We start from the raw sequence: 20,175 nt of genomic DNA on the forward strand, positions 1-20,175 counted from the left end.
CCAAAACTAACTCTACTGCCAGTGCGTGGCTGCTCTTGGCCGTTATCGGCCACTTGCGAACGTCCGTTTTTGGCCGGAAGCGGGCCTCGACGAATATTTGTTTTATCCGACTTCAAAGACTATCCAACCTAAGCCTTAACCCACCGCCCCCGCCCCCAACCACTCAACCAATCCACCCCCCACACCAAAACCAGCATAGCCAATATCACCGTCCCCGCCTGCGCCTCCTGAAACAAACTCAAGCTCACATACAACATCTGCCCCAACCCCCCAGCCCCGACAAACCCCAGCACGCTGGCCATCCGAATATTGTTCTCCCACCGATACAAACAGTACGCCAGCAACTGCGGCGCCAGATTCGGCAGCGTGCCGTAACAGAACGCCGTCACCGGATTCCCCCCCTGCAACCGAATCGCATCCGCCGGCTCCGGCGGCGTGTTCTCCAACGCCTCAGCAAACAACCGTCCCAGCACGCCCGTGGTGTGCAGGGCCAGCGCAAGTGTCCCGGCATTCGGCCCAAGCCCGGCCGCAAGCACCATCAACGCAGCCCACACCAGTTCCGGAATCGCGCGCAGCGCATTGAGCAGCAGGCGCGCGACACTCTGAAAAAACCAGCCAAACCGGCCAGCGGCGGGGAGCGCCAATAACAAGCCCAGCACAGCGGCGAGGAGGGTGCCGAGGGCCGACATGGCCAGCGTTTCCATCGACCCGCGCAAGATGGCCGTCAGGTAGTCGGCGCTAAGGTCCGGGCTGAGAAAGCGCGCCACATACAAGCCCATCTGTTTCAGGCTGGTCGGACTGCCGAGCTCTTCAAGATCAAGGCCCAGGTAGGCAAACGAGGCGATAACGGCCGCAACAATGGCGAGAATCAGCACCGAATTGATCAGCCGTTTCATGCCAGCCTCCAGCGCAGCAGGCGGCTGAGTTGGTCGGCGCCGAGGACGAGGAGGAGGAAGGTCAGGAGCATGCTGGCGACTTCGCCGCCGGCGAACATGCGGATCGACAGGTCGATCTGTTGGCCGAGGCCGCCGGCGCCGACGAAGCCCATGACCACCGAGGCGCGGATGGCGCATTCCCAGCGGTAGACGGTGTAGGAGAGCAGTTCCGCCGCGACGTTGGGCAGTACGCCGTAGGCGAAACTGGCGAGGCGGCCGCTGCCGGCCTGGAGCAGGGCGTGGGCGGGGCGTTGGTCGGTGGATTCGTAGATTTCGGCGTAGACCTTGCCGAGCATGCCGCTGTAGGTGATCGCGATGGCCAGCACGCCCGCCGCCGGGCCGAGGCCGACGGCGCGCACGAACAGCAGCGCCCAGACGATTTCCGGCACGCTGCGCAGGAAGATCAGCAGCCCGCGCACCGGCCAGCGCAGCAGTCGGCCCAACAGGCTCGGGCGACCGCTGCGGGAAGCGGCGGTCAGCGATAGGGCGCGGCTGGCGAGCAGGCTGGCCGGCACGGCCAACAGCAGGGCCAGGGCCATGCCGGCGGTGGCGATGGCCAGGGTTTGCAGGGTGGCTTTGAGCAGTAATTGCAGAAACTCGCGGTCATGGGCCGGTGGCCAGAACATCGAGACGAAGCGGCCCATTTCACTCTGGCTGTCGGCGTGAAACAGCACGCCCAGATCCAGTTCGCTGAGCTGGATGCCGGGCCACAGCAAGGCAATCGCCAACCCGGTCAGCAGCAACCGTGGCAGTGCGGCGGGGTCGCGGGTGTCGGCGCTCAGCATCGCGGAATCTGCACAACCAGCGGCGTGACGGCGGGCGCCGGGGATTGCAGTTGTTCGTTGGCGTAGAGGGTGTCGAGCATGTCGCGGCTGACCTGCGCGGACGGGCAGTCGAACAGGATTTGCCCCTCGCGCAGACCGACGATGCGCGGGAAGTGCGACAGTGCCAGTTCCACCGCGTGCAGGCTCGCGACCAGCGTGACGTTGTGCTCCCCGGCATGGCGCGACAGGATCGACAGCGTGTGCCCGGCCAGCACCGGGTCCATCGCCGAGACCGGTTCGTCGGCCAGCAACACTTCCGGCGCCTGATACAGCACGCGGGCGATACCGACGCGCTGCAATTGCCCGCCGGACAGTTGCTGGCATTGGCTGAAGAGTTTGTCGGCCAGATCCAGTCGCGCCAGTGCGGCGCGGGCGCCCGGCACGTCGAGCGGATGCAGCAGGTTGATCAGGCTTTTGCCCAGGCTCCATTGCCCGAGTTTGCCGGCCAGCACCGCCGTCACCACCCGTTGCCGGGGCGGCAGGGGCGGCGCCTGATGCACCAGACCGATGCGGGCGCGCAGGCGTTGCCGTTGGCGGGCGGACAAATGCCAGGCGCGCTCGCCCAGCACTTCAATGTCGCCGCTGCTGGGCCGAATGGCGGTTGCCAGCAGGTTCAGCAGGCTGGATTTGCCGGCGCCGGACGGGCCGATGATCGCCACCTGCTCGCCGGCCTCGATCTGTAAATCGACGCCGCGCAAGGCCTCCACGCCATTGGTGTGGTGCAGAAAAGCCTGTTTGAGGCGCAGCGTCATTTCAGCAAATCGGCGGCGCGGGCGGCTTCCTCGATGCCTTTGTAATTGTCCGGGCTGGTTTCGATGAAGCGGCTGGCGGCTTGCAGGTCGAGGATTTTCTTGTGCTCGGGGTTGGCCGGGTCGAGGTCGAGGAAGGCTTTTTTGATCTTCGCCGCCAGCGCCGGGTCGAGGGTGCCGCGCACGGTCCAGTTGTAATCGAAGTAGGCCGGGGTGGTGGCGAAGACCTTGACCTTGTTGGTGTCGACCTTGCCGGCGTCTACCAGTTTCTGCCAGACGCTGGCGTTCAGCACACCGGCGTCGACCTTGCCGGCCTGCACCCAGGCGACGGTGGCGTCGTGGGCACCGGAGTAGCCGACGCGGCTGAAATAGCTTTCCGGTTTGATGCCGTCCTTGAGCATGAAATAGCGCGGCATCAGGCTGCCGGAAGTGGACGACACGGAGCCGAAGGCGAAGGTCTTGCCCTTGAGGTCGGCGAGGCTTTTGACGTTCGGGTCGGCGGTGATGAATTTGCTGGTGAACTGGGCGTCTTGTTCGCGCTGCACCAGCGGAATGACCTTTGGATCACTTTTCAGCTGCGCCTGGACGAAGGTGAAACCGCCGAGCCAAGCCAAGTCGAGACGGTTGGTGGCCAACGCTTCGACCACCGCCGGGTAGTCGGCCACCGGCACAAACTCGACTTTCATGTTCAGTTGCTTCTCCAGATAAGACCCCAGCGGCTCGAACTTGCGCAGCAGCTCGGTCGGGGCTTCATCGGGAATCGCGCTGACCTTCAACACCTCCGCGGCTTGCGCCAGCACGGCGGACAGGGACAGGGCCAAACCAGCGGTCAGTGCCAGGGTTCGCTTGAGCATGGAATTCTCCGTTTCGTGGGCATCAAGGTCGATGCACCCGTCGATGGGCAATCATCGTCGGGTGCAACGTCAGGTTAGACGAAACGGTGAAAGTGCGAGGGCGCCGAGATCACTTCAACCGGTCAACGAGGGTCTTGCCCACGGCCAGGGCCGACGCCGGGTTCTGTCCGGTGACCAGTTCGCGATCAACCACTACGTGGCTGGCCCACGGCGCCGTGTTACTGCTGAAAACGCCGCCAGCCTTTTCCAGTGCCGTCTGCGGATAGAACTTCATCGCGCCGCCGTTCAATAGGCCTTTGGCGATTTCTTCTTCCTGATTGCTGATGACCGTGAATTTGTAGCCCGCATACGTCCAGTTGTTTGCCGTCGTGGCTTTGCCGGTTTCCAGTTGGCGGGTGAATGCGCTCGGATCCGTCAGGGTCGAGAGCAGTGCAATCGGGCCGTGGCACACCAGCGCTGTGGTTTTGCCTGTTTGGTGGAAGTTGTTCAGCAGTTTGCCCAGCGCCTGGCTGTGCAGCAGATCCTGCATCGGTGCGTGGCCACCCGGAATGTAGATGGCATCGAAATGCTCGTAGCCGACTTGCTCGACCCGCGACAGGCTGATGACCGGCGATTCACCGGGCGAGGTGATCTTCAGTTTTTCCAGCAGCGCCTTGTGGGTCTGCAAGGCTGCCACGTCATTGTTGAAATACATCTTGTCGTCGGAGGAGCGATCCAGCGTCGGCGCCTTGCCGGTCGGGGTGGCGAAGGTCACGGTGTGGCCGGCATCGAGCAGCAGCTTGACCGGTTGCATCAGTTCGTTGAGGTAGAAACCGGTGCTGAAGACCTTGCCGTCCTTCAGATCGAGATGATCGGAGTCCGACAGCACCACCAGCACATTGGCCGCCTGGGCGTTCAACGCGGCAACGGAGAGAGACAAGGCGAAAGCAAGACGTGTAATTGAGCGCATGGCGATTCCTGAACGTGGAAGAAGGTGCGGCTCACTGTATTGATGCTTATGGCGGCGATAAACTCGCGACACAGCAAAGCATTTGTTCTCTGGAGATCAAGATGAGTCGCCGATTCGATTATCTGGCCGACGTCGAAGTGTTTGTCACGGTGGTGGAAAAGGGTTCGCTGAGCGCCGGTGCAGTGTTTCTCGCAACCACGCCGTCGGTGGTCAGCCGGGCGATTTCGCGGCTGGAGGCGCGCCTGGGTGTGCAGTTGCTGCGGCGCACCACGCGGCGTTTGAGCCTGACCGATGCCGGGGTGTTGTACCTGGAGCAGTCGCGGGCGGCATTCGGCCTGATCGACGATGCCGAGCGGACGATTCAGGGACAGGACGGCGAACTCAGCGGCCGCGTGCGCCTCAGCGTGCCGACCACTTACGGCCACTATCGTTTGCCGGCCATGCTCGCCCGTTTCACCCGGCAGCATCCGCAAGTGCGCGTTGAGTTGAGCATCAGCAATCGCAACGTCGATCTGGTGGCCGAAGGCTTCGATCTGGCTATTCGGCTGGGCGCGTTGCCGGACAGCGGGCTGATCGGTCGCAAACTGGAGGACGCGCGTTTGTGTGTGGTGGCCGCGCCGGATTACCTGCGACGGGCCGGAACACCGCAGCGCGTCGACGATTTGCAGCGGCATGCGTGCCTGCCGTTCGTGATGCCCAGCACCGGGCGCGTCGGGCCGTGGCTGTTCCGTGAGCAGGGCGAAGACCGCGAATGGTTGCCCAGCGCCAATATTCAGGTGTCCGACGATGTGCTGGGGATTGTGTCGCTGGCGGAGCAGGGGCTGGGCATCTGCCAGACCTATGACTTCATCGTCCGCGAGCGGATCGAAAGCGGGCGACTGGTGCGCCTGCTTGAACAGTCGGGCGGGCGCTCCCGACCGTTCTCGGTGATCTACCCGCCGCACCGGCAGCTGTCGGCTTCGGCGCGGGCGCTGATTGATTGTCTGACCCGGGAGGTCAGTCAAGGCGTTGGGGAAGGCCTCGACTGACGCGATTCAAACGACGGGCAGACGCGTCACCCATTTCCCGCCACCCGCGCCGTCCTTCAGGGCGCGCAAGGCCTGGGGCAATTCATCGAAGTTGAACATCTGCAGCGCCGGGCCGATCAGGCTGCCGTCGAGCAGCGCTTGCAGCAACTGCTCGCCGTTGCGGCGCAAGGTCTGGCGATCGTGCAGGCTGGCGTGGACGTGGAAGCTGTTCAATGCCACTTCATGCAGCGAAATCGCGCTGGTGAAGGCCGGCAGCGGCGCGCTTTCCTGACGGTCCTGAATGCACACCAGATGGCCGTTGTAGCCCAGCAGGTCGGCCATTTCCGCCGCGTGAGCGCCGCTGACCGTGTCGAACACGGCGTGCAAACGACGTTCGCCGAGACTGGCCGTGAGTGCGGTTTTCCAGTCCGGTTCGCGGTAGTCGAATACGCCGACTGCGCCCAGGGCTTTGAGCTTTGCATGATGCGCGCCGGATGCGGTCGCCCAAACCCGCCATCCGCGTTGTGCCGCCAGTTGCACCAGCAGCAGGCCGACTGCGCCGCCAGCACCGATCACCAGCACATCGACCGCGTCATTTGCGGGGACTTTTCCCACGGCTTGCCATGCGGTCAAACCGGGGCAGGGCAGTGACGCTGCGGCGCATCATCGAGCGGGGCGGGCACCGATAGCACGGTGGCGGCGTCCAGCAGGCAGTACTCGGCGAAGCTGCCATCGCTCGCCAGCGATTGGTGATACGCCACGCGACTGCCGGGTTGCAGTGTCACGCCGGCGCCGGCCGCGACCACCACGCCCATGCCGTCGACACCCGGCACGCGGCCGGTGCTCCAGGCGGGGTGGCCCCACTCGATGATCTTCCAGTCCACCGGGTTCAAGGCGATGGCGCGGTTGGCCACCAGCACTTGGCCGGGGCCGGGTTGCACGAGGGGTTTGCGGGTCAGTGTCAGGCCATCCAGCCCTTGGCCGGACGTCCAGGCCCAGGCAGCGTAATCGGTTTGCATTGTGCGGTTTCCCATGACTGTCAATGGCCGCCAGTATCGGTGGCAACGTGGATGAGAAGAACCGGCCCTGGGTCAAAGGTGTTTTGCGTAAAAGTCAGCAATGCTCCCGCAGCACTTCAATCGACCTGCGCAAACCGCTCCACCAGCCAATCAATGAACACCCGAACCCGATTGCTCAAATGCCGGTTCGGCGGATACAGCACATGAAACGGATACGCCGGTGGCCGCCAGTCCTCGAGGATCGGCACCAGTTCGCCGCGTTCGATGGCCGTCCTGACCGTGTAGTTGAAGGTATGGATGATCCCCAGCCCGGCGAGCCCGGCCGCCAGGTGCGCGTTGCTCTCGTTGACGCTGATCAGGCCTTTGCCTTCGATCTGATGGCGTTCGCCGTTACGTTGGAAATTCGACGGCAGGATGCGCCCGGTGGAGGCCGAGCGGTAGGCGATCACCTGGTGGCTGGCCAGGTCGAGCGGGTGGCTCGGGGTGCCGTGGCGTTGCAGATAATCGGGTGTGGCGCAGGTGCTCCAGGACACTTCACCGAGGCGGCGCACGGCCAGGGTTTGTCCGGTCAGCGGGCCGCCGCGAATCACGCAGTCGACGCGCTCACTGATCAGGTCCACCGGGCGGTCGCTGACGCCCAGATCAACCTGGATGTCCGGATAGCGTTCGAAGAACTTCGGCAGCTCGGGGATCACCAGCATCGTCGCGGTCGAGCCGCCGATGTCCACGCGGATCCTGCCGCGCGGCAGGCCTTGGGCCTGGCTGAAACCCTGATCGATGTCGTCCAGTTGATGCAGCAGTTGTTGGGTCAGTTGGTAATAGGAAGCGCCGTCGGCGGTGACGGTGAGGCGGCGGGTGGTGCGTTGCAGCAGGCGCACGCCGAGGTGGTTTTCCAGTTGGCCGATCAGTTTGCTGACGGTGGTTTTCGGCAGATTCAGCGAGTCGGCGGCTTTGGTGAACGAACCGCTTTCCACGACGCGGGCGAAGGTGCGGATCGCCATTAACTGATTCATCGGCTAGGGCTCAGTGATGTAGATGTCGCTGAGTATTGTGCATGTCTGTGCACAAACAAAACCGATTTTGCGGATTTTTCAATTCAATCCATCGGCCTAAAGTCGCTTCCAACGGCTCACCTACGACCCGTCACCATCCTCGAAACGGTTACTGGAGATTCATCATGAGCAACAGACTTGAAGGCAAAATCGCACTGATCACTGGCGGCACCACCGGCATCGGCCTGGCTTCGGCGCAGGAATTCGTCGCCCAGGGCGCCACCGTATTTATCACTGGCCGTCGTCAGGCCGAGCTGGACAAAGCGGTCGCCGCCATCGGCCCGCGAGCCATCGGCATTCAGGGCGATGTGGCGAAGCTGGACGATCTGGACCGCATCTACAGCGAGATCGCCGCGAAGGCCGGGCACCTCGACATCCTGTTCGCCAATGCCGGCGGCGGGGACATGCTGCCGCTGGGCTCGATCACTGAAGAGCACTTCGACCGGATTTTCGACGCCAACGTGAAGGGCACGCTGTTCACCGTGCAGAAGGCCTTGCCGCTGCTGCGCGATGGCGCCTCGATTCTGCTGACCTCGTCGACCACTTCGGTGCAGGGCACGGAGAACTTCAGCGTCTACAGCGCGAGCAAAGCGGCGGTGCGCAACTTCGCGCGGTCGTGGCTGCTGGACCTGAAACCTCGGCGTATCCGCGTCAACGCGATCAGCCCTGGCCCGGTGCGCACGCCAGGTCTGGCGGGGCTGGTGCCGGCGGAACACACGCAAGGACTGTTCGATCAACTGGCGTCTATCGTGCCGATCGGGCGCCTCGGCGAGCCGAGCGAGATTGCCAAGGCTGCGTTGTTCCTGGCCTCGGATGACAGCAGCTTCGTCAACGGCATCGAATTGTTCGTTGACGGCGGTACTGCGCAGATCTGATCTGACTCAAACCGCTTGATGCCCCGGCACTTGTTCAGTCGAGTGCCGGGGTTTTTCCGTTTCTTCGTCCGGCGCGTTGTCCCAGATCAGGCGCGGGTCGAAACTCATGGCCGAGAGCATGGTGAACACGACCACCAGGCCGAAAAACAGAATCCCTACGCGCGGCTCGATATCCCCCAGCGCCTGGAATTTCACCAGCGCCGCCACCAATGCGACCACCAGCACATCAAGCATCGACCAATAGCCGATCAGCTCGACGAAACGGTACAGCTTCGAACGCTCCTTGCGCGCCCAATGGCTGTCCCGTTGCACGGTGACCAACAGCAAGGTCAGCGCAACGAATTTCACCCCCGGCACCGCAATACTGGCGATGAAGATGATCAGGGCGATGTCCCACGCGCCATGTTCCCAGAACTCCAGCACGCCGCTCATGATGGTGCTGTCGGCGCCGCTGCCGAGCAGGGTGGTGTTCATCACCGGCAGCAGATTCGCCGGCACGTAAAACGCCAGCGCCGCGAACATGTAGGCCCAGGTGCGGGTCAGTGAGTTGGTCTTGCGCCAGTGCAGCGGCGCATCGCAGCGCGGGCACTGGTGCGGTTCGCCGGTCATGTCGCAGGCCAGCCCGCAGCTGTGGCACAGGCAGAGATTGAGTTCGGTTGCCGTCGGTGGTCGTTTCATAGGATGTCCCACAGTTCGCGCACGTCGCGCCCGGCGATGCGGATCAGCAACAGACTGAGCACGGCCAGCGCAAACAGGCCGATACCAGGAATGACGTCGAGCATGCCCGCCAGTTTGAACACCGCCACCATCGCGCCGAGCAAACACACTTCGAGCATGCTCCACGGCCGCAATGTTTCCAGCCAGCGCATGCACAACTTGAACCCCGGCGAACGGCGTGAGGCGAGGGCGAAGCTCAGAACCCAGATCAACAACACCAACTGAAAGGCCGGGGCGATGATGATCGATATGGCCGCGACCATCGCCATGAAGGTGATCGGCCCCTGACTCAGGGCCAACACCGAATCCCAGAGGGTCGCGCTGTTTTTCAGGCCCTTCATGCTGATGCTCATCACCGGGTAGAAATTGGCGAACAGCCACAGCATCGCCGCGGTGAAGCTCAGGGCCAGGCGTTGCTCCACGCTCAGGTTGTTGTAGCGCTGGAGCACGGCGCCGCAACGCACGCAGAGGGTCTTCTGGTGTTTGGCCAGCACGACTTTTTCGTACACGCAGTCGCAATGCTCGCAGATGATCAGTTGATCGGTGCTGGCCATGGGGCGCTCGACGGGAGGAGGGCTTGAACCCTCTTCACTATAGAAGCGCTGGGGCATTCGGCAACCGGGGTGCCATTCGTCCAATACCGGGCACTAAGCACCACTCACTCGTTTCACACCTTCAGGTACGAACATTGCGCACCAGAACGGAGAACCTCATGGACATTGATGAAAATGCACCCGGCAACCTGTCACAACAGGCCGTGACGCGCACCACCGACAACGAAACCGGCCATGATCCCCGCAAGGATGAGTCGCCAGTCCCCTTGCCGCCGGACGATGAAGCGCCACTGGAAGAAGACATGAGCGATGTGGCGGCCAACGATTCGGTGGGATCCGAGCATCCGCAGGACGGCAACGGTTCGGGAAGCGCTGACGCCAACCCGCAGAGCACCGCCAAGGATGATGAGGACCGAGAAGCTGCCGGCAAGCGATCCGGAGTCGGGCGCCTGACTGCGCGACGGCCCATTTGAGAGCGTTCAACGCAATCGGTTGCGTCAGAGGACCGGTTGCGTGGCTTCCTCTGCTGCGATGGCCGCCCGCACGCTGGGCCGTTCGCCGATGCGCGTCATGTAGTTCGCCAGCGCTGGCCAGTCTTCGATGGCGATGCTGAATGTCGGTAACCACTTCAGCACGGTGAACAGATAGGCATCCGCTACGCCGAACGCCTGCATCAGAAAGGGTTGGGTGGCGAGGATGCGGTTCAGGTAATCCAGACGCTTGAATAGTTTGTGCTTGAAGATCGTTTTGGTGGTTTCCGGGATTTCGCTGCTGAACAACGGCGCGCTGCCGCCATGAATTTCCGAACTGATGAAGTTCAGGTATTCCTGCAAACGCGAGCGTTCCCATGTGCCATTGGCCGGGGCCATCGAATGACCGGGTACGAGGTCGGCGAGGTACTGCAGAATCGCCGGGCCTTCGGTCAGCACTTCACCGTTGTCCAGCATCAGCGCAGCCACGTAGCCCTTCGGATTGATCTGGCGAAAGTCCCGGCCGTCGGCGGTTTGCTTGGTCTGGTTATTGACGCGGATCAGCTCGAACGGAAGCTCCAGCTCGCGCAGCACAATGTGCGGCGACAGAGAACAGGTCATGGGGGCGAAGTACAGTTTCATGGGATCTCCTTGCAGGTAGAGCCTCAGAATCCGCTATCGCCGCGCCGCTTCGCAAAGGACAAATGCAGTGCTAGCGTATGACAAAATCTCATGGACTGAAGAGGTCATATGCTCCCCCGACTGCCATCGCTCAACGGATTGCGAGCCTTCGAATGTGCGGCCCGGCACCTGAGCTTCACCCGCGCCGCCGAAGAACTGAACGTCACACAAACTGCGATCAGCCATCAGATCCGTCGCCTCGAGGATGAACTCGGCGTGCGTCTGTTCATGCGTTTGAAGGACGGGTTGGCGCTGACGGAGGAGGGCAATGCTTATTTTCCCGGCATCCGCTCGGCGTTTCTTGAGTTGCGTTACTCGACTGAAAAGCTGCTGGAATCGAGCAACAACAGTGTCCTGACCATCAGCACTTTGGTGTCGGTGGCGTCCAAATGGCTGTTGCCGCGATTGCCATCGTTTCGCGAGGCGCATCCGCAGATTGATGTGCGGATCAGCGCCTCCACCGAGCTGGTGGACTTTCGTAAGGCCGGGATAGACGCGGCGATCCGCTACGGTAACGGCGAATGGCCTGGGCTGCGGGCTGACTGGCTGATGTCCGACGAGATCTTCCCGGTGTGCAGTCCGCGACTGCTGACCGGCGACAAGCCTTTGAAAACGCCGGCGGATCTGGCCCACCACCCTTTGCTGCAAGTCAGCGGCCTGACCGCCAATGACTGGAACGACTGGCTACACGCGGCAGGCCAGCCACCGCTCACGGCCAAAGGCCCGCGACTGACCTTCGATCTGGCAATGATGGCCGTGCAGACCGCGATTGACGGGCAGGGCGTGTGCATCGGGCGTTCGACCTACGTCGACGACGATTTGCGCGCCGGGCGACTGGTGGCGCCGTTTGATCTGCGGCTGAAGTCCACGTCGGGTTTCTACTTTGTCACGCCCCATGAAAACGCCGGGTCAAAAAAGATCGTGGCATTCAGGCAATGGCTGTCAGACGTGCTGTGAGTTGTATGCGCGTGTATCAATCCCGCTGCCGTACACAATCGGGTAACAAACCCCGACCTCAGGACACATCCCGCGTACATGCCTCGCCCAAAGTAGTTGCCAACAGATGACTACTTCCAAGAGGGCAACACCATGCGCCGCACACTTCTGATGACCGCTGCCGCCGTACTCGTTTCGCTGACCGGCCTCGCCCACGCGGCTGACACCCAATCCGCCGCCCCGGCGAAAAGCTGGCAGCAGGGCCTGAGCCGCACCGATCTGGTTCGTCAGGATCTAGGCGCTGCGGATCGCGAAGTGATCCAGGCCCGTGTCGATTTCGAACCGGGCGTCACCTCGCCCAACCATGCGCATCCGGGTGTGGAAGTGGCTTACGTGATCAGCGGCACGTTCGAGTATCGGCTTGAAGGACAGGCGCCGGTGACGCTCAAGGCGGGTGATTCGCTGTTTATCCCGGCGGGTGTGGCGCATATCGCGAAGAATGTCGGCAACGAGAAGGGCTCGGAACTGGCGACTTACATCGTCAAGAAGGGCGAGCCGCTGTTGATTCTCAAGCAGTAACGCTCCGCGAAAACGAAGAAGGCCTGCCGATGTGGCAGGCCTTTTTGCGTCCGCTGTTCAGCGTATCAGTGGGCGTGCACCGGGTAGTCGGTATAGCCACGTTGATCGCCGCCAAAGAACGTGCTCGGGTCCGGTGTATTGAGCGTCAGGCCTTCGCGGATTCGCCGAGGCAGATCGGGGTTGGCCAGAAACGGTCTGCCGAACGCGATAATGTCGGCGCGACCGTCGGCCAGGGCCTGTTCCGCCGACTCGGGGTCGTAGCCGCCGGCGATCATCAACACGCCATCCCAGGCATCACGCAACTGAGCGATGATCGCGTCCCAGCGCGGGTCGAAATTCTCGTCCTTGACGGTGCCGACCACGGCCGGCTCGACCAGATGCAGGTAGGCCAGTTTCCAGCGGTTCAGCGAGCGCACGATGTAGCCGAACGTGGCTTGCGGGGTTTCATCGCCCATGCCCATGAAGCGTCCCATGGGCGTCAGGCGCACGCCGACCCGGTCGGCGCCGACTTCGTCGACCACGGCCGCCACCACTTCCAGTAACAGGCGCGCACGGTTTTCCAGGGTGCCGCCATAACCGTCAGTGCGCTGGTTGCTGTTGCTGTTGATGAACTGGTCCAGCAGATAGCCGTTGCCGGCGTGAATTTCCACGCCATCCATCCCGGCGTTCAGCGCATTGCGTGCGGCGCGGCGGTAGTCGTTGATGATGTCGGCGATCTCCGAAACCTGCAGTGCGCGCGGCACTGGCACGTCGCCCCACACACCATTGCCCTCGGCATCGACGATGAAGGTCTTGCCCGGCACCGGCAATGCGCTGGGCGCCACCGGCAGTGCGTTGTCCGGTTGAAAGCTTGGGTGCGATACGCGGCCCACATGCCACAGTTGCATGAAGATCAACCCGCCGGCCTCGTGTACCTGGCGGCCGACTTCGCGCCAGGCTTGCACCTGTTCGTCGTTGTAGATGCCAGGCGTCCACGCATAACCCTGGCCCTGACGGGAAATCTGCGTCGCCTCGGTGATGATCAGCGCGGCGCTCGCCCGCTGGCGGTAGTACTCGGCGTTCATGGACGTCGGGATGTCGCCCGGTTGCCCGGCACGGGAGCGAGTCAACGGCGCCATCGCTACCCGGTGGGGAAGTGTGTAGGGGCCGAGGGTGATGGGACGGAACAGTTGTTGTGTCATGGGGGTTCTCCAGTCTTCGAAAAAGGTCGGTGGACGGTGTCGGACATTTGGCCCGACACCGGATGGCCCTACGTTAAGCGGCTGTCCGGTGCTTGATAATCCACACGCGACGCCACGCTGCATTGCGTGAAATGCAACGTGGCGCGGTTCAGGCAGGCTGCTGCGAGCGGGTCAGGGGCAGGTTCAGCCAGCGCCGTCCGGTGGCGTTCGCCACGGCGTTGCCGATGGCAGCCGCCATGGGGCCCTGGACGATTTCGGCGGCCCCCAGAAACGGTTGCCCCGGCTGGTCGAGCAGGTGAACGTCGACCTTTTTGGGCACTTGCGAGAAGCGCAGGATCGGGTAGCCGCTCCAGTCGTAGCTGCGGATGCCACCGGCGTCATAGGCGACCTTTTCATACAGCGTCCAGCTGGTGGACTGCACGATCCCGCCCTCGACCTGGTTGCGCAGGCCATCGGGGCTGACGATCTGTCCCACGTCGACCGCCGTGACGACGTGATCGATCTGCACTTCGCCGGTCTGCGGATGCATCCGCAGACGCACGGCGATGGCGCAGTAGCCCATGATGTTTTTGTAGCGCGCGAAGGCGAAGCCAAGGCCTGCGCCGGGTTCACTGCTTTTTTGCGGCCAGCCGACGGCATCGCGAACCTTTTCCACAACAGCCCGTGCCCGAGGATCGGTCAGGTGTGCCAGGCGCAGGGCAACCGGATCGACTGCGGCCTTGGCGGCCAGCTCGTCAATACAGGCTTCGATGGCGAAGACGTTGATGTGTGCGCCGAGCGAGCGCATGGCTGAGGTGCGGAATGGCATCTCGGTGACGAAGTTCATGTCGATCCGCGAGGAGGCCACGGTGTACAGCGGCACCGCGTTACGATCGCCATCGCCTTCAGGCTGGGCGATCGGCACCGACGGTGCGGAAGCGAACGGCCGGGCCAGCAGGCGTGCAGGCAGCAAGCGCCCGGCGTTGACGATGCGTTCGTTGTGCGGCGTGGTCCACAGCTCATAGTTCCAGTCCTGCAGCCGACCCTGTGCGTCGAGGTTGGCTTGCACTTCGGTGACCATCGCCGAGCTGTAGGGCTCCCAGAGGTTTTCCTGCTCGCGCATCCACTGCACCCGCACCGGCGTGCCCGGCACGCGCATGGCAATCAGCGCCGCGTCGGCCGCGGCATCGTCTGCGCCGTTATGGCCGTAACAGCCGGAACCTTCAGTGTGGATGCAGCGCACGCGCTCGGGTGGCAGCCGCAGCATCTCGGCGATGCCGGCGCGCAGCGGATACACGCCCTGGGTGTGGGTCCAGACGGTGAGGGTGCCGTCCTTGAACCAGGCCACGGCGCAGGACGGGCCGATCGAGCCATGCATCAGATATTGCTTGGTCACCCGGGCGCGATATTGGTTGGCAGTCGCGCCCTGGGGCGTGCCTTCATGGCTGATCGGATAACGACGCGAGGGCAGGCGCTTGAGCAGCGCATGGATGTCGCGCGATTCGGGAGTCGCCAGTCCGCCGCTCCAGCGCGCCGAGGCGTATCCATGACGCATGGCTTTGATCGCTTGCCATTCGTCCCGCGCTACCACGGCCAGATAATTGCCGTCGCGAATCACCTGCACCACCCCGGACAGCTTCTTGATCGATTCAATATCGATGGCTTCCAGCGTGCAGCCGGGGCGCGGCGGGCGGATGACCCGGGCGTGGAGCATGCCCGGCAGGCGAATGTCCTGCACGAACGCGGCGCCGCCGCTGACTTTGCCCGGGATATCCAGCCGTGGCAGCGAATGGCCGATGAGCTTGAACGACGCAGGCGGCATCGAGGGCGACTCGGGCGTTGCATAGCGGTGCAGATCGACCTGCTGCACGGCGTCGGCGTAGGACATGCGTTGCCCGGTCGGGACGAGAATGATGCCGTCGCGAGTCGTCAGCAATCCCGGCGCAACGTTCCAGCTGCGCCCGGCCGATTCCAGCAGCATCTCGCGCACTTGTGCCGCCGCGTTGAACAGCGCGGTGCCGCTGTCGAAAATCGTGTGACTGCCGGCGGTGTAGCCTTCGTTGGGCGTCAGTGCGGTGTCGGCGGTGAGCAGGTTGATCGCGGTCGGGGCTACCTCCAGGCGTTCAGCGGCAATCTGCAGCAACGCGGTTTTGACCCCGGTGCCCAGTTCGACCTTGCCGGTGTAGACGGTGATGCCGTCGGGGCCGACGCGGATCCAGGCATCGAGCCAGGGGTTGGTGCGCAGGCTGCCGGGCAGGTCCGGCGCCAGCACGACCGTACCGAGGGTATCGACTTCGGTGTCAGCCAGGACGCGGCGCGAGACCGGTACCAAAGCAAACGCCACCAGCAGCGCGCCGCCGCGCAGGAACGCACGGCGACTGTGATCGACCTCATTGATCGTCGTCATTGCGCACTCCCGTTTTGCCGGGCGACAAGGTTGATCGCCTCGATGATGCGCAAGTGCGTGCCGCAGCGGCACAGGTTGACGGACATGTGTTCGCGAATGGTCTGTTCGTCGGGATGCGGATTGCTTTCGAGCAGTGACTGCGCACGCATCAACATGCCGGCGATGCAGTAACCGCATTGAGCGGCCTGTTTGTCGATGAACGCTTGCTGCAGGGAGCCGGGGCGTTCGGCGGTTCCCAGACTCTCGACCGTCCGCACCTTTTTGCCTTCAAGGCCGGCGCAGGGTGTCAGGCAGGAAAACACCGGTTGGTCATCGACGATGACGGTGCAGGCACCGCATTGGCCCAGACCACACCCGTACTTGGCGCCGTTGAGGCCCAGGTGATTGCGCAGCGCATAGAGCAGCGGCATGTCGGGTTCCAGCTCGAGAGCCCGGGAGGATCCGTTGACGTTGAGGGTGATCTGAGTCATTTCGTCTCCTGACGTAGCGCTTGGAGGGTGGCAGGGAGGTCGGTCCAGGGTTTGTCGGGGCTGGCCTGATGGCGCAGGTAGACGGCCAGGGCGTTGAGTTGAGCGTTGTCGAGACTGGCGGCGAACGAGGGCATCACCGGCCCCGGCTGGCCGGGTTCTGCCGGGATGCCTTCGAGTACGGTTTTCACAAAGTTGCGCGGGCTGGCGGACTGCAGCGCCGAGGTGCGATCCAGTGCCGGGCGTCCGTCGATGTCACGCATCGGCGCGCCTTGGGCATGGCAGCCGGCGCAGGCACTGGCGAACAGCAGCGCGCCAGAGGATCGATCCGCAGGTTCAGCGCTGGCGCTCGGGATTTCGTTGATCGCGGTTTTCGCCGGCAGACTCAGCAGGTATTCGGCAATCGCCTGGGCATCTTCCACGGGCAAGCGCGCCAGACCGAGACTGACCGGGCGCATCGGGCCCGCCGCCGTGCCGTGTCCGTCGACCACTTCGGCTCGCAGGTAACGCACCAATTGTTCGCTGCTCCACGGGTTTGCCCGGTGCGCCATGCCCAGCAGTGACGGCGCGTCCCAGCCATCCACACTGCCGCCGGCCAGGTTTTCGCCGGATTTCTCGGCACCGATCAGGTTCAACGGCGAATGACAGCCCGCGCAGTGACCCGGACCTTCGACCAGGTAACGCCCGCGATTCCACGTCTGCGATTGCTCCGCCAGTGGCGTCAGCGGCTTTCCGTGCAGGAACAGCAGGTTCCAGAACGACACCAGTGGCCGGATGTTCATCGGGAAGTTCATGCGGTTCTGTTGTGGCGGCGAGTCCACGGCCGGGCCGCTCATCAGGTACGCATAGGCGTCGGCGATGTCGTCTTGGCTCATGCGCCGGTAATGAACGTAGGGGAAGGCCGGGTACAGGAAGTGGCCGTCGCGGGAGATCCCTTCACGCATCGCCCGCTCGAAGGCCGGCAGCGACCATTGGCCGATGCCGGTCTGTGGATCCGGAGTGATGTTGGTGCTGTAGAGGGTGCCGAACGGCGTCACCAGCGGCAGTCCACCGGCCAGGTATTGGCCGCCGGGACGCGTGTGACACACCGCACAGTCGCCCGCCTCGACGACGCGCGCGCCGCGTTGCAGTTGTACGGAGTCGAAGGTTTGCGGGCGTTCGACCGGCGCAATTGCCGGCCGCCACATCAGCGCCAGGGCAGCGATTGCGCCGATCGACGCGAGGGCTGCCGCGCTGACCCACAGCGCTCTGGATCTCATGAAATGGCCGTTCATGAGCGTTGGCCCAAGAGGCACGCGGTGGGCGTGAGGGACGGATTCGGCATCTTCGACAACTCCTTGAACGACCGGGGAAGGGCGCCGATGCAAAGCCCTGCGCCAGGTGCCCAAGGGTAGAGAAGGTGCAAACGTCCGAGTATTGCCAGACCGCGCAATAGCACGTTGCGCCAAGTGCAACGCCGAGGGTCGTTGCATTTGGCGCATCACTCAATTGCCTTTGGGATGGATACTCGAAGGCCTGCGCGACCCTTAGCCTTGGCGTCACTTTCCCAACTCATTGAGGTGTCATCATGCTTACGGGCAATCCGGCAGCGGCGGCCAAGGCCGAACCATCCGCTTCTCTTTCCGGCCTGATGGTCGCGTTCCTGGCATTCTGCTGCGGCGCGGTCGTGGCCAACCTTTATTACGCTCAGCCGATCGTCGAACTGATCGCGCCGCAGATCGGCCTGTCCAGTGCCAATGCCAGTCTGATCGTTTCCCTCACGCAGTTCGGTTATGCGCTGGGCCTGCTGTTGCTGGTGCCGCTGGCCGACCTGATGGAAAACCGCCGGCTGGTGGTGGGCTTTACCCTGGCGGCGAGCGTGACCCTGTTGCGCGCCGGTCTGACGCACTCGCCGTCGATGTTCCTTGTCCTGTCGTTGCTGATCGGCCTGACTTCGGTGGCGGTGCAGATTCTGGTGCCGTTGGCCGCGCATCTGGCGCCCGAGGCGACCCGTGGCCGGGTGGTGGGCAACATCATGAGTGGCCTGTTGCTGGGCATTCTGCTGTCGCGGCCACTGTCGAGTCTGCTGGTGGAAGTGTTCGGCTGGCGCGGTGTGTTTTTCAGCGCGGCGGCACTGATGGCCGTCATCGCACTGATCACGGCGATCGCCTTGCCGCGCCGCGTTCCGAGCCATCAGGCGACGTACGTGGCGCTGATCGGCTCGGTGTTTGCGCTGGCCCGTCGGCACGCGGTTCTGCGCCAGCGTTCGCTGTATCAGGGCTTGCTGTTCGCCAGCTTCAGCCTGTTCTGGACCCTCGCACCGATCGAGCTGATGCGGCACCACGGTTTCAGTCAGGCACAGGTGGCGATTTTTGCCCTGGTTGGCGCTGTCGGCGCGGTCGCAGCGCCGATTGCCGGGCGGCTGGCCGATGCCGGGCACGGTCGGCGCGGGACGCTCGTTGCACTGTTGCTGGCGCCAGCCTCGTTGCTGATCGCCGCGCTGCCGGGCAGCAGCTATGTCTGGCTGGTGGTTTGCGCAGTGCTGCTGGACTTCGCCGTGCAACTGAACATGGTGCTGGGCCAGCGCGAGGTGTACGCCATCGATCCGCACAGCCGGGCCCGCCTGAATGCCGTGTACATGACCAGCATCTTCGTCGGCGGCGCGCTGGGATCGCTGGTCGCCAGTCCGATCTACGAACATTTTGGCTGGAACCTGTCCGCCGTGACCGTGGCGTTGCTGCCGGCGCTGGCCCTGGCGCTGTTCCTGAGCCGCAAGGCCGATGCCTGAACCGCAGGCACCGCTGAGTCCGATGAAGCACGGCCCTACAAGACGATTGGCGAACGGTGATGCACAATCATCACCGTTTCCTTTCGATCGGGCTCCACTTATGGACAAGTTGCTGGCACTGAAGATGTTCGTTGAAACCGTCCGTTGCGGTGGTTATTCCTCGGCGGCGCGCAAACTCGGCATCTCCACCTCTTCGGTGACACGCCAGGTGGCCGGGCTGGAAAACGAATTGGGCGCCAGCCTGCTCAATCGCACGACACGCAACACCAGCGTGACGGTCGCCGGCCAAACCTATTTCGAGAAAGCGGTGGCCATTCTCGATGCCATCGATGAGGCCGACGCGGTTGTCGCCGACCGTGGCAGCGAGGCGCAGGGACGCCTGCGCATCAGCGTGCCGGTCGAATTCGGCCGACAGATCATTGCACCGCAACTGGGGGTATTGCTCGACCGCCATCCGGGGCTTGAAATCAGTGTGTCGTTGAGCGATCAGGTCAGCGATCTGCTGAGCGAGCAGATCGATGTCTCGGTGCGCCTGGGATCGTCGGTGGTCAGTGACGATATCGTCAGCAAGCGGGTGGGCGGCTTCCAGCGCTGGGTGGTGGCGAGTCCGGATTACCTGAGCCTTCACGCTGTTCCGGCGCATCCACGAGACTTGCTCGAGCAGCAATGCCTGCGCTTCGACTACGCTGGTTCGCACCAGCACTGGACGTTCCAGGGCGACGAGGAAACCATCCAGCTCAATGTCCATGGCCGCCTGCAAAGCAACAACGCCGATATCCTGCGCGAAGCAGCGGTGGCGGGGCGCGGGGTGGCGCTGCTGGCCGACTGGCTGGTGCGCGCCGATGTCGAGGCCGGTCGGTTGACGCGGCTGCTGGAGGGTTATGAAGTCAACCCCGGTAATGCGAGCTGCTGCATCAATGCGTTGTACCTGCCGAATCACCGGGGCTCCAGCCGTATCAATGTGTTCATTGATTTTCTGGCGGAAATTCTGGCGACGGATCCATCGAGTCAACGCTAGATTGCCGTTTGCTGACGCTGCGCTATTGGTGGGTCAGGGTTCTCCCGCCGGCAGTGCTCCATTCCCTTAACACCTTCGTTTGATTGCCGCGTGTCGGTTTTACTGCAAAGATTTTCGTTGGTTTTTCCCCCTGCATTTCTCTCAGCTACGGTTAG

Annotated in this window: 21 protein-coding genes and 1 pseudogene; 7 read left to right on the top strand and 15 right to left on the bottom strand. The window is 63.3% G+C overall.

Annotated features, from left to right (window positions below; all coding sequences use genetic code 11):
- Nucleotides 1-128 precede the first annotated feature (128 nt).
- The 5 genes from phnE to LOY31_RS13215 form a co-directional block, all read right to left on the bottom strand.
- Nucleotides 129-896 (bottom strand): phosphonate ABC transporter, permease protein PhnE, encoded by a 768-nt coding sequence (gene phnE / locus LOY31_RS13195; RefSeq protein WP_258713462.1) that lies wholly within the window; start codon nucleotides 894-896, stop codon nucleotides 129-131.
- The gene (locus LOY31_RS13200; protein ID WP_085747402.1) at nucleotides 893-1,720 is read right to left on the bottom strand and encodes an ABC transporter permease; all 828 of its coding nucleotides are present in this window, start codon (nucleotides 1,718-1,720) and stop codon (nucleotides 893-895) included. The genes phnE and LOY31_RS13200 overlap by 4 nt, the downstream gene beginning before the upstream one ends.
- Nucleotides 1,714-2,511 (bottom strand): phosphonate ABC transporter ATP-binding protein, encoded by a 798-nt coding sequence (locus LOY31_RS13205; protein ID WP_258713463.1) that lies wholly within the window; start codon nucleotides 2,509-2,511, stop codon nucleotides 1,714-1,716. The genes LOY31_RS13200 and LOY31_RS13205 overlap by 7 nt, the downstream gene beginning before the upstream one ends.
- On the bottom strand, nucleotides 2,508-3,362 hold the full coding sequence (locus LOY31_RS13210) for a putative selenate ABC transporter substrate-binding protein (RefSeq protein ID WP_102718319.1): 855 nt from the start codon (nucleotides 3,360-3,362) through the stop codon (nucleotides 2,508-2,510). Before LOY31_RS13210 ends, LOY31_RS13205 begins: the two co-directional genes overlap by 4 nt.
- Nucleotides 3,363-3,471: 109 nt before the next feature.
- Nucleotides 3,472-4,311 (bottom strand): type 1 glutamine amidotransferase domain-containing protein, encoded by an 840-nt coding sequence (locus LOY31_RS13215; RefSeq protein ID WP_258713464.1) that lies wholly within the window; start codon nucleotides 4,309-4,311, stop codon nucleotides 3,472-3,474.
- A 101-nt stretch (nucleotides 4,312-4,412) separates the two neighbouring features.
- On the opposite strand from LOY31_RS13215, the gene LOY31_RS13220 reads away from it, so the two are divergent.
- A complete protein-coding gene (locus tag LOY31_RS13220) occupies nucleotides 4,413-5,339 on the top strand; it encodes a LysR family transcriptional regulator (protein ID WP_258713465.1) in 927 nt (308 codons plus the stop codon).
- 6 nt (nucleotides 5,340-5,345) lie between these two features.
- Here LOY31_RS13220 and LOY31_RS13225 read toward each other — a convergent pair whose 3' ends face one another.
- The 3 genes from LOY31_RS13225 to LOY31_RS13235 all read right to left on the bottom strand — a co-directional run bounded on the left by LOY31_RS13225 (nucleotide 5,346) and on the right by LOY31_RS13235 (nucleotide 7,350).
- Nucleotides 5,346-5,933: a zinc-binding dehydrogenase gene (locus tag LOY31_RS13225; RefSeq protein WP_258713466.1), complete on the bottom strand. Its 588-nt coding sequence runs from the start codon at nucleotides 5,931-5,933 to the stop codon at nucleotides 5,346-5,348.
- Between the two features lie 14 nt (nucleotides 5,934-5,947).
- Nucleotides 5,948-6,337, bottom strand: a complete 390-nt coding sequence (locus LOY31_RS13230; protein ID WP_258713467.1) for an alcohol dehydrogenase catalytic domain-containing protein — start codon at nucleotides 6,335-6,337, stop codon at nucleotides 5,948-5,950.
- A 116-nt stretch (nucleotides 6,338-6,453) separates the two neighbouring features.
- A complete protein-coding gene (locus tag LOY31_RS13235) occupies nucleotides 6,454-7,350 on the bottom strand; it encodes a LysR family transcriptional regulator (RefSeq protein ID WP_258713468.1) in 897 nt (298 codons plus the stop codon).
- Between the two features lie 164 nt (nucleotides 7,351-7,514).
- Between LOY31_RS13235 and LOY31_RS13240 the strand changes: the two genes are divergently transcribed.
- Nucleotides 7,515-8,264, top strand: a complete 750-nt coding sequence (locus tag LOY31_RS13240) for an SDR family NAD(P)-dependent oxidoreductase (protein ID WP_127797934.1) — start codon at nucleotides 7,515-7,517, stop codon at nucleotides 8,262-8,264.
- Nucleotides 8,265-8,270: 6 nt separating this feature from the next.
- Here the strand turns inward: LOY31_RS13240 and LOY31_RS13245 are convergent, their stop codons facing one another.
- Nucleotides 8,271-8,942, bottom strand: coding sequence for a paraquat-inducible protein A (locus tag LOY31_RS13245; protein WP_085604341.1), 672 nt, complete (start codon nucleotides 8,940-8,942; stop codon nucleotides 8,271-8,273).
- Nucleotides 8,939-9,535: a paraquat-inducible protein A gene (locus LOY31_RS13250; protein WP_011333863.1), complete on the bottom strand. Its 597-nt coding sequence runs from the start codon at nucleotides 9,533-9,535 to the stop codon at nucleotides 8,939-8,941. Before LOY31_RS13250 ends, LOY31_RS13245 begins: the two co-directional genes overlap by 4 nt.
- Before the next feature lie 158 nt (nucleotides 9,536-9,693).
- On the opposite strand from LOY31_RS13250, the pseudogene LOY31_RS13255 reads away from it, so the two are divergent.
- Nucleotides 9,694-9,885, top strand: a pseudogene (locus tag LOY31_RS13255) (hypothetical protein); the annotation flags it as partial.
- 147 nt (nucleotides 9,886-10,032) lie between these two features.
- On the opposite strand, the gene gstA reads toward LOY31_RS13255, so the two are convergent.
- Entirely contained in the window at nucleotides 10,033-10,647 is a 615-nt protein-coding gene (gstA, locus tag LOY31_RS13260; protein ID WP_258713469.1) for a glutathione transferase GstA, read from the bottom strand.
- Nucleotides 10,648-10,755: 108 nt separating this feature from the next.
- Here gstA and LOY31_RS13265 point away from each other — a divergent pair, with 108 nt between their 5' ends.
- On the top strand, nucleotides 10,756-11,643 hold the full coding sequence (locus tag LOY31_RS13265) for a transcriptional regulator GcvA (RefSeq protein ID WP_258713470.1): 888 nt from the start codon (nucleotides 10,756-10,758) through the stop codon (nucleotides 11,641-11,643).
- Between the two features lie 132 nt (nucleotides 11,644-11,775).
- Nucleotides 11,776-12,201 carry a cupin domain-containing protein gene (locus LOY31_RS13270; protein WP_085604329.1) on the top strand — a complete coding sequence of 142 codons (426 nt, stop codon included), beginning with the start codon at nucleotides 11,776-11,778 and terminating at the stop codon, nucleotides 12,199-12,201.
- A 65-nt stretch (nucleotides 12,202-12,266) separates the two neighbouring features.
- Here the strand turns inward: LOY31_RS13270 and LOY31_RS13275 are convergent, their stop codons facing one another.
- The 4 genes from LOY31_RS13275 to LOY31_RS13290 form a co-directional block, all read right to left on the bottom strand.
- On the bottom strand, nucleotides 12,267-13,382 hold the full coding sequence (locus LOY31_RS13275; protein WP_258713471.1) for an alkene reductase: 1,116 nt from the start codon (nucleotides 13,380-13,382) through the stop codon (nucleotides 12,267-12,269).
- A gap of 148 nt (nucleotides 13,383-13,530) precedes the next feature.
- Nucleotides 13,531-15,768, bottom strand: coding sequence for a molybdopterin cofactor-binding domain-containing protein (locus LOY31_RS13280; protein ID WP_258713472.1), 2,238 nt, complete (start codon nucleotides 15,766-15,768; stop codon nucleotides 13,531-13,533).
- Nucleotides 15,765-16,238 carry a (2Fe-2S)-binding protein gene (locus LOY31_RS13285; RefSeq protein WP_102687740.1) on the bottom strand — a complete coding sequence of 158 codons (474 nt, stop codon included), beginning with the start codon at nucleotides 16,236-16,238 and terminating at the stop codon, nucleotides 15,765-15,767. The genes LOY31_RS13280 and LOY31_RS13285 overlap by 4 nt, the downstream gene beginning before the upstream one ends.
- A complete protein-coding gene (locus LOY31_RS13290; RefSeq protein WP_258713473.1) occupies nucleotides 16,235-17,494 on the bottom strand; it encodes a cytochrome c in 1,260 nt (419 codons plus the stop codon). Before LOY31_RS13290 ends, LOY31_RS13285 begins: the two co-directional genes overlap by 4 nt.
- A 308-nt stretch (nucleotides 17,495-17,802) precedes the next feature.
- Here LOY31_RS13290 and LOY31_RS13295 point away from each other — a divergent pair, with 308 nt between their 5' ends.
- Nucleotides 17,803-19,002: an MFS transporter gene (locus tag LOY31_RS13295; RefSeq protein WP_258713474.1), complete on the top strand. Its 1,200-nt coding sequence runs from the start codon at nucleotides 17,803-17,805 to the stop codon at nucleotides 19,000-19,002.
- A gap of 100 nt (nucleotides 19,003-19,102) precedes the next feature.
- Nucleotides 19,103-20,020, top strand: coding sequence for a LysR family transcriptional regulator (locus LOY31_RS13300; RefSeq protein WP_221533788.1), 918 nt, complete (start codon nucleotides 19,103-19,105; stop codon nucleotides 20,018-20,020).
- Nucleotides 20,021-20,175: the final 155 nt, after the last annotated feature.

It is taken from the genome of Pseudomonas sp. B21-021 (assembly GCF_024749205.1).
In the GTDB taxonomy this organism is placed as follows: domain Bacteria; phylum Pseudomonadota; class Gammaproteobacteria; order Pseudomonadales; family Pseudomonadaceae; genus Aquipseudomonas; species Aquipseudomonas paraglycinae.

Excerpts from the sequence above, each read along its gene's own strand:
- phnE (WP_258713462.1), bottom strand. The coding sequence starts at position 896 with ATGAAACGGCTGATCAATTCGGTGCTGATTCTCGCCATTGTTGCGGCC.
- LOY31_RS13200 (WP_085747402.1), bottom strand. The coding sequence starts at position 1,720 with ATGCTGAGCGCCGACACCCGCGACCCCGCCGCACTGCCACGGTTGCTG.
- LOY31_RS13205 (WP_258713463.1), bottom strand. The coding sequence starts at position 2,511 with ATGACGCTGCGCCTCAAACAGGCTTTTCTGCACCACACCAATGGCGTG.
- LOY31_RS13210 (WP_102718319.1), bottom strand. The coding sequence starts at position 3,362 with ATGCTCAAGCGAACCCTGGCACTGACCGCTGGTTTGGCCCTGTCCCTG.
- LOY31_RS13215 (WP_258713464.1), bottom strand. The coding sequence starts at position 4,311 with ATGCGCTCAATTACACGTCTTGCTTTCGCCTTGTCTCTCTCCGTTGCC.
- LOY31_RS13220 (WP_258713465.1), top strand. The coding sequence starts at position 4,413 with ATGAGTCGCCGATTCGATTATCTGGCCGACGTCGAAGTGTTTGTCACG.
- LOY31_RS13230 (WP_258713467.1), bottom strand. The coding sequence starts at position 6,337 with ATGCAAACCGATTACGCTGCCTGGGCCTGGACGTCCGGCCAAGGGCTG.
- LOY31_RS13235 (WP_258713468.1), bottom strand. The coding sequence starts at position 7,350 with ATGAATCAGTTAATGGCGATCCGCACCTTCGCCCGCGTCGTGGAAAGC.
- LOY31_RS13240 (WP_127797934.1), top strand. The coding sequence starts at position 7,515 with ATGAGCAACAGACTTGAAGGCAAAATCGCACTGATCACTGGCGGCACC.
- LOY31_RS13245 (WP_085604341.1), bottom strand. The coding sequence starts at position 8,942 with ATGAAACGACCACCGACGGCAACCGAACTCAATCTCTGCCTGTGCCAC.
- LOY31_RS13250 (WP_011333863.1), bottom strand. The coding sequence starts at position 9,535 with ATGGCCAGCACCGATCAACTGATCATCTGCGAGCATTGCGACTGCGTG.
- gstA (WP_258713469.1), bottom strand. The coding sequence starts at position 10,647 with ATGAAACTGTACTTCGCCCCCATGACCTGTTCTCTGTCGCCGCACATT.
- LOY31_RS13265 (WP_258713470.1), top strand. The coding sequence starts at position 10,756 with ATGCTCCCCCGACTGCCATCGCTCAACGGATTGCGAGCCTTCGAATGT.
- LOY31_RS13270 (WP_085604329.1), top strand. The coding sequence starts at position 11,776 with ATGCGCCGCACACTTCTGATGACCGCTGCCGCCGTACTCGTTTCGCTG.
- LOY31_RS13275 (WP_258713471.1), bottom strand. The coding sequence starts at position 13,382 with ATGACACAACAACTGTTCCGTCCCATCACCCTCGGCCCCTACACACTT.
- LOY31_RS13280 (WP_258713472.1), bottom strand. The coding sequence starts at position 15,768 with ATGACGACGATCAATGAGGTCGATCACAGTCGCCGTGCGTTCCTGCGC.
- LOY31_RS13285 (WP_102687740.1), bottom strand. The coding sequence starts at position 16,238 with ATGACTCAGATCACCCTCAACGTCAACGGATCCTCCCGGGCTCTCGAG.
- LOY31_RS13290 (WP_258713473.1), bottom strand. The coding sequence starts at position 17,494 with ATGAGATCCAGAGCGCTGTGGGTCAGCGCGGCAGCCCTCGCGTCGATC.
- LOY31_RS13295 (WP_258713474.1), top strand. The coding sequence starts at position 17,803 with ATGCTTACGGGCAATCCGGCAGCGGCGGCCAAGGCCGAACCATCCGCT.
- LOY31_RS13300 (WP_221533788.1), top strand. The coding sequence starts at position 19,103 with ATGGACAAGTTGCTGGCACTGAAGATGTTCGTTGAAACCGTCCGTTGC.